The following is a 7212-nucleotide window of genomic DNA, read 5'->3' on the forward strand; positions in this document are numbered from 1 at the left end:
CTTTATTATTTTGTAATAATATTTTTTATCTATTAATTCATATCCATTTGTATTCAATGAATTTTTCAATAACTCTAATAATTGCTCTTTTTTCAAATCTTTTGTTGAATAAAAATCTACACTTCCTTTCAAATCACTACTTAATAAAATATTTTTATTTAAAATTTTTGAACTGATTTTTACTAATTGTTTTAAAGGCAGATTTTCAAATTTAACATTGGGTTCTTGATTTGCAAAAAGAAAAAGAATAGGCACACATAATATAAGTAAAAATTTCATACAAACTCCAATTAATAACTTAAAAAATTATTATATAGAGTTTTTAGCTTAAATTACAACAATTTTATATTTAAAGGTAAAATCTTTTTTAACTCTTCAAATTTTTCATCTGTAGATTCAAGTTCTAAAGTTACATCTGCAGTAAATATTTTATTTTTTATATTAATATCTAATTGATTTAAATTATACTCAATTTTAGACAACATAGAATAATCAAAAGTTAGTGATTTTAAACTTAATTTTTCATATTTAAAAATTTTTGCCTTTTCAATAACTTTATTAACTGAATCACTATAAGCTCGAACTAATCCTCCTGTTCCTAACTTTATACCTCCAAAATATCTTACAATAATTACACCAGTATTTATTAAATCATTCCCTGCTAATACATTTAAACTAGGCTTGCCACTAGTACCTTTGGGCTCTCCATCATCACTACTATTTTCAACTATTTGTTCAAATTCATTTAAATATCTATATGCATAAACATGATGCCTTGCTTTTGGATGTTCATCTTTTAATCTATTCATTATTTTATTAAATTCACAATAGTTAAATATATGAGCAATAAATTTTGATTTTTTTTCTTCAAAAATTGCACTATACTCTTCTTTAATGTAGTTCAATGTTTTCTCTTTTATATAATTTATTATTAATTTAATTTTTAAAATAACCAATTTTTGATTAAGTTTATATTATAATATTAAAATGAGATTAGACCAATACCTAAAAAAAAATTTTAATATTCAAAGTAGAAATAAAGCAAGTGAACTTATAAAAGCAAAAAAAGTTCAAATTAATAATAAGATAATTACAAAACCATCATTTATAGTTGAAGAAAATTCAAATATAAAAATACTTGAAGATGATTTTTTTGTAAGTCGTGCTGCATATAAACTTAAATACTTTCTAGATGAAATTAATTTAGATTTAAAAAATGAAATTGCATTAGATATAGGAAGTAGTACTGGTGGATTTACACAGATTTTACTATTAAATGATGTAGCTGAAGTATCTTGTGTAGATGTTGGTTCAAATCAATTACATGAAAAAATAAAAAACAATAAGAAAATTAGTTTTTTTGAAAATACAGATATAAGAGATTTTCAATCAAATAAAATTTTTAATATTGTCACTTGTGATGTATCTTTTATCTCTATTCACAATATTCTAAATGATATTAATAGACTATCCAATAAAAAAATCATTATACTTTTTAAACCTCAATTTGAAGTAGGAAGAGAGATAAAAAGAGATAAAAAAGGTGTAGTAAAAGATAAAAATGCTATAAATTTGGCAAGAAAAAAATTTATTGATAAAACTATTTCTTTAAATTGGAAACTAATCTATAATTCACATAGTAAACTACAAGGGAAAGATGGAAATGAAGAAGAATTGTTCTACTTTAGTAAATAAAAAAAATATTCAATCAGTTGCAATTGGTGGGTTTGATGGGATGCATATTGCACACCAAAAACTTTTTGAAAAATTAGATGAAAATGGTGCAATTGTAACAATTGAATCTGGATTTTCAAACCTAACTCCTAAAGCATATAGACAAGAGTATACTAATCTACCTGTGTATTATTATGTACTTGATAATATTAAACATTTAGACGGCAAAGAGTTTATTAAATTAATAAAAGAAGAGTTCCCAAACCTAAAAAGAATTATTGTTGGTTTTGATTTTTGTTTTGGTAAAAATAGAAAATACTGCGTAAATGATTTAAAAGAACTATTTGATAATGAAGTTATTGTTGTAGATGAAATTAAAAATGATGATATTGCTGTACATTCAAGATATATTAGAGAATTCATAAAAAATGGAAATATAAAAAAAGCAAATAAATTTTTAGGTAAAAACTATAAAATTGTTGGATCACAAGAAAAAGGTCAAGGTTTAGGAAAAACAAATTTTGTTCCAACAATAAACCTACAAATAGAAGACTTTTTATTACCAAATGAAGGAGTTTATATTACTAAAACAAAAATAAAAAATGATATATTTAACTCAATAACTTTTCTTGGTCATAGATTAACAACAGATGGAAGTTATGCAGTTGAAACACATATTTTAAATGAAGATATCAAAACTACATATAACAAAGTAGAAATTGAATTTTTAGACAAACTAAGAGACAATAAAAAATTTGATAATTTTCATGATTTAAAAGAACAAATACAAGAAGATATAAAAGAAGCAAAAAAATTTTTCATTTGATAAATAATTATTAATATTCATTTAGATAAAATATCCATATGATAGATAAAGTATTTGAAAAATCAATAAAAAAACAATTTGAGTTTGATGAAGATGTAGCATCAGTATTCGATGATATGTTAAACCGTTCAATTCCATTTTATAAGCAAATGCAAGAATTAACAATAAAATTTGCATTAAACTATCTTAATAAAGATGATTATGTTTATGATTTGGGTTGTTCAACAGCATCAACTTTGATTGAACTTGGTAAACAGTCAAATGTAAATCTAAATCTTATTGGTATTGATAACTCAAGTGCTATGCTTGCAAGAGCAAAAAAGAAATGCAAAGCTTTTGGTATTGATATAGATCTTAAAAATGAAGATTTATTATCAACTTCATACAAAGATGCACAACTAATCATATCTAACTATACCCTGCAATTTATAAGACCTCTACAAAGAGAAAAACTAATTAAAAAAATTCATGATTCATTAAAAGAAAAAGGAATTTTTATTTTTAGTGAAAAAGTAATTTCAAATGATAAAATTCTAAATAAACAAAGTATTGATATATATTATGAATTTAAAAAAAACCAAGGATATAGTGAATATGAAATTTCTCAAAAAAGAGAAGCATTGGAAAATGTTTTAATACCATATACAGATGAAGAAAATAAAAAAATGATATTGGATGCAGGTTTTACACATTTTGAAACAATTTTTAAATGGGTAAATTTTGCTACATATATTGCAATAAAATAAAAGGATAATAAATGATTGAAATAGGTTCTAAAGCACCAGATTTTTGTGCAAAAAACCAAGACGATGTTGAAATTTGTTCTAGAGATTTAAAAGGTAAATGGATAGTATTATATTTTTATCCAAAAGATTTAACTCCTGGTTGTACAACAGAAGCTTGTGAATTTACTCAAAGCGAACCAGAATTTGATAATTTAGATGCTGTAATTTTAGGTGTTAGCCCAGATGACACTGAAAAACACAGAAAATTCATAGAAAAAAAAGAGTTGACAATTACTCTATTATCAGATGTTGATAAAAAAATGTGTGAAGATTTTGAAGTTTGGCAACTTAAAAAATTCATGGGTAAAGAGTACATGGGAGTAGTTAGATCTACATTTATTATAAACCCTGAGGGTGAAATTGCAGCTTTATGGACTAAAGTAAAAGTAAAAGGTCATGTTGAAGCAGTAAAAGAAAAATTAGAAGAGTTACAAAATAAATAAGGATAAATGAATGAGAAAAGCTTCAGCAAAATTATTTTTAGCAACAATTACACTTTTTGCAACAAGTGCATTAAGTGCTCAAACAACTGTATGTTATAAAAAAGATTGGACAAGTCCATCAACAATTGATAAAGTTAAATTAGACGGTGGTGCTTGTAAAGGCGAAGCTTCTTTTTTAGATATGAAAAAGAAGGGTTGGAAGTTAAAAGATATTAGAATAACAAGTTCTAAAAAAGGGTTAAATTATCAGTATATTCTAACAACAAAAAATATATTAAGATTTAATAATAAAAAATTTGTTAGTAGTAATGTTACACCTGGAACATTAACTTTTAGTCCTATAAAAACATCATTAACAAATGTAACAAAAAATAGTGCAATTATTAATATAGGAAATTTAAGAATTGGTCAATCTGGTGTAGTGATGAAAACATATGACAATGGCAAAAAAATCATTATTGCAAATGCATATGTAGAAGCTACAAATGATACATCATCAAAAGTAAAATTTCTTAGATTTGAAGGGTTAAAACAAGATGCTCTTCCAAATTCTAAATCAAAAGTACAAGAAAATGATACTTTAATTTTAAATTATATGTATGACAAATCTCTTCTTATTGCACCATCACAAGATGCATTTATAGTTGCAAGAGCAAAATTTAGACACAATACATTTTTACATTCTGATATTTTTGCAGCAAAACTAAAAACAGACAGAGAACCCTTACCATCAAGAACAACAATTCAAAAGTTTGCAAAAGATCAAAATCTTGGTACAATATTTATTATTATTTCAAACAAAGTGTACATTTTAGATAGTAAAACATTTGCAATATTAGATACATTTACACTTGCTTATAATTATCTTGATACAGATGTAATGCCATTTTATACTAGAATTTCAGGTATTGAAGAATCTGTTTTAGATAGTGTATGGAAAGGATTTAAAAACCTTACTATTTTAAAAGATATATTTGGAGATGATGAAAGAAGTGAAGAAGAGATTCTTCTTGAAGGTGAAATGAAAAAAGATGAAATAGTTAATAGAAATGATATGTATAGTGACTATTACAAAACAATTTTAGGACTAAATTAATGATAGACTTAAAACATCTAAACTACTTAAAAGAAATAGTAGGAGAAGAGAATATAAAATCAGATAAAGCTCATTTAATTGCATATTGTTATGATGCAACTAAAGAGAGATTTGAACCAGATGCAGTTGTTTTTCCTAAAGATGAACAAGATGTATCAAAAATATTAAAATATTGTAATGAACATAAAATTGTAATTGTTCCAAGAGGTGCTGGTTCTGGATTTACAGGAGGAGCACTTCCTTCAAATGGTGGAATTATTTTAAGTTTAGAAAGACACATGAATAAACTACTTGAAATTGATATGGAAAATATGGTTGGAGTTGTTCAACCAGGTTTAATTAATATGGAATTTCAAAAAGCTGTAGAAGAAGTAGGACTATTTTACCCACCAGATCCAGCAAGTGAGCAATACTCTACACTTGGTGGAAATGTAAGTGAAAATGCAGGTGGAATGAGAGCTGCAAAATATGGAATAACAAAAGATTATGTTGTTGCATTAAGAGCAGTTTTACCAAATGGTGAAATAATAGCAGCTGGTAAAAAAACAATAAAAGATGTTGCAGGATATAATACTGCAGGTATATTAATTGCAAGTGAAGGTACTCTTGCAATAATTACAGAAATTACTTTAAAACTAATTCCTAAACCAAAATTTAAACAAACATACATGGGTGTATTTCCTGATGTAAACAAAGCAATGAATGCTGTATTTAAATCACTTGCAAGTGGAGCTAATCCTGTTGCAATGGAATTTTTAGATGCACTAGTAATTAAAGCATTAAAAAAGAAATTCCCTCAAGTTGAATTACCTGAAAATGCAGGTGGAATTTTAGTTGGAGATGTTGATGGAAGCAGCCAAGCAGAAATAGACTCACAACTTGAAACTTTAAAAGAAGCTTTTTCAAATTTTGGTTCAACTGATTTTATTATTGCAAAAAATGAAGAAGAGAGTTCAAAACTATGGTTTGCTAGAAGAAATGCAAGTCCTGCAACTGCAATTTATGGAACAAAAAAATTAAATGAAGATATTTCAGTTCCAAGAAGTAAGCTCCCAGAAGCTTTAGATGGAATTTATAAAATTGGTGATAAATATGGATTTAATGTTCCTTGCTTTGGTCATGCAGGGGATGGAAATATTCATGTTAATGTAATGGTAAAAGATAAAACAAATGAAAAAGAAATGGCAGATGGACACAAAGCTATTGAAGAGATTTTTCAATTTGTAGTAGACTTAGAAGGAACATTAAGTGGTGAGCATGGAATTGGTTTATCAAAAGCTCCATTTATGAAAATTGCATTTAATGATGCAGAATTAAATCTGTTTAGAAATATAAAAAAAGCATTTGATCCAAATAATATTTTAAATCCATTTAAAATGGGTCTATAACCAATGAAAAAGCAAAGTCTTGCTTCAAAGTATTATCATAATTTAATAGAATTCATAGATTCATTTTTTAATGATGATACTACTTATTATGCTGCAAGCCTGAGCTTTTTTACCATTTTTTCAATTCTTCCTATAATTGCATTTTTAATTGCTATTATCTCCACTTTAGACATTTTTCAAGCTTATATTGATACTTTTGTTACATATGTATTTGATATTTTAAATCCAACGCACTCTAAAGAATTTGTTAAAGAATTTAAAAGTTTTTTATCTAACTCTAATAAATTAGGCTATATAGGATTATTTTATATGTTCTTTGTATTTGCTATGTTCTTTAAAGATTATGAATATATAATAAATAAAATACATAAAGCCAAAAGAAGACCAGTTTATAAATCATTCTTCTTTTATCTAATATTTTTAATTGCTATGCCATTTATTTTTACAATATCAGATATAATTATATCTTTATATAGTAATTCAATAATTAATAGTATCACTACATTTTTAATTGCTTGGTTTATCTTTTTCATTTTATTTAAATTAAGTGTTAATAAGCAAGTACTTAATAAAGCAGCTGCAATATCTTCTTTTGTTACTCTAACAATATTATCTGTAACTAAAAATCTATTTGTTTATTATGTTATATATAATAAAACATACTCAACTATATATGGTTCTTTATCAACACTTCTTTTTTCTTTTTTTTGGATATATATATCATGGATAATATTTTTATATGGAATTAAAATGTGCCATAAGTTAAATACAAAAGAACAAAGATAAAAAGAACAAATAAAATCATTAAAAAGAATACAATAAAAACAAACATACAAGTATAAAAAAAGTAAAAAAAATAAAGAAAGTGGTATAAAAAAAAAGCCCATATCAATAACAAGAGAAAAGTTGTTATAGATAAAGGCTTAGTAAAAAGTAAAAACAAAACTCAAGAGCTGGCAGAGACCTACGTTTCCACACCTGAAAGGTGCAGTATTATCAG

General features: G+C 25.2%; 9 protein-coding genes. 7 read left to right on the plus strand and 2 right to left on the minus strand.

The window, feature by feature from the left end; translation table 11 throughout:
- A partial coding sequence (locus CRU93_RS13720; protein WP_258238940.1) for a hypothetical protein occupies positions 1-279 on the minus strand: 279 nt, incomplete at its 3' end.
- A gap of 53 nt (positions 280-332) precedes the next feature.
- Complete coding sequence (locus tag CRU93_RS13725; protein ID WP_129104756.1) at positions 333-905, minus strand: YigZ family protein; 573 nt, start codon at positions 903-905, stop codon at positions 333-335.
- Positions 906-987: 82 nt separating this feature from the next.
- Here CRU93_RS13725 and CRU93_RS13730 point away from each other — a divergent pair, with 82 nt between their 5' ends.
- The 7 genes from CRU93_RS13730 to CRU93_RS13760 are packed head-to-tail and all read left to right on the plus strand — an operon-like array spanning position 988 to position 6998.
- Positions 988-1695, plus strand: coding sequence for a TlyA family RNA methyltransferase (locus tag CRU93_RS13730; RefSeq protein ID WP_129104757.1), 708 nt, complete (start codon positions 988-990; stop codon positions 1693-1695).
- Positions 1664-2500, plus strand: coding sequence for a bifunctional riboflavin kinase/FAD synthetase (locus CRU93_RS13735; RefSeq protein ID WP_129104758.1), 837 nt, complete (start codon positions 1664-1666; stop codon positions 2498-2500). Before CRU93_RS13730 ends, CRU93_RS13735 begins: the two co-directional genes overlap by 32 nt.
- Before the next feature lie 38 nt (positions 2501-2538).
- Entirely contained in the window at positions 2539-3246 is a 708-nt protein-coding gene (gene cmoA, locus CRU93_RS13740; protein WP_129104759.1) for a carboxy-S-adenosyl-L-methionine synthase CmoA, read from the plus strand.
- An 11-nt stretch (positions 3247-3257) separates the two neighbouring features.
- Positions 3258-3728, plus strand: coding sequence for a thioredoxin-dependent thiol peroxidase (gene bcp / locus CRU93_RS13745; protein ID WP_129104760.1), 471 nt, complete (start codon positions 3258-3260; stop codon positions 3726-3728).
- A 10-nt stretch (positions 3729-3738) separates the two neighbouring features.
- A complete protein-coding gene (locus tag CRU93_RS13750) occupies positions 3739-4824 on the plus strand; it encodes a plasminogen-binding N-terminal domain-containing protein (protein ID WP_129104761.1) in 1086 nt (361 codons plus the stop codon).
- Positions 4824-6212, plus strand: a complete 1389-nt coding sequence (locus CRU93_RS13755; RefSeq protein WP_129104762.1) for an FAD-binding oxidoreductase — start codon at positions 4824-4826, stop codon at positions 6210-6212. The genes CRU93_RS13750 and CRU93_RS13755 overlap by 1 nt, the downstream gene beginning before the upstream one ends.
- A 3-nt stretch (positions 6213-6215) precedes the next feature.
- Positions 6216-6998: a YihY/virulence factor BrkB family protein gene (locus CRU93_RS13760; protein ID WP_129104763.1), complete on the plus strand. Its 783-nt coding sequence runs from the start codon at positions 6216-6218 to the stop codon at positions 6996-6998.
- The last annotated feature ends 214 nt before the right edge of the window (positions 6999-7212 follow it).

The organism is Arcobacter sp. CECT 8985 (genome assembly GCF_004116495.1).
Lineage (GTDB): Bacteria > Campylobacterota > Campylobacteria > Campylobacterales > Arcobacteraceae > Malaciobacter.

Excerpts from the sequence above, each read along its gene's own strand:
- CRU93_RS13730 (WP_129104757.1), top strand. The coding sequence starts at position 988 with ATGAGATTAGACCAATACCTAAAAAAAAATTTTAATATTCAAAGTAGA.
- CRU93_RS13735 (WP_129104758.1), top strand. The coding sequence starts at position 1,664 with ATGAAGAAGAATTGTTCTACTTTAGTAAATAAAAAAAATATTCAATCA.
- cmoA (WP_129104759.1), top strand. The coding sequence starts at position 2,539 with ATGATAGATAAAGTATTTGAAAAATCAATAAAAAAACAATTTGAGTTT.
- bcp (WP_129104760.1), top strand. The coding sequence starts at position 3,258 with ATGATTGAAATAGGTTCTAAAGCACCAGATTTTTGTGCAAAAAACCAA.
- CRU93_RS13750 (WP_129104761.1), top strand. The coding sequence starts at position 3,739 with ATGAGAAAAGCTTCAGCAAAATTATTTTTAGCAACAATTACACTTTTT.
- CRU93_RS13755 (WP_129104762.1), top strand. The coding sequence starts at position 4,824 with ATGATAGACTTAAAACATCTAAACTACTTAAAAGAAATAGTAGGAGAA.
- CRU93_RS13760 (WP_129104763.1), top strand. The coding sequence starts at position 6,216 with ATGAAAAAGCAAAGTCTTGCTTCAAAGTATTATCATAATTTAATAGAA.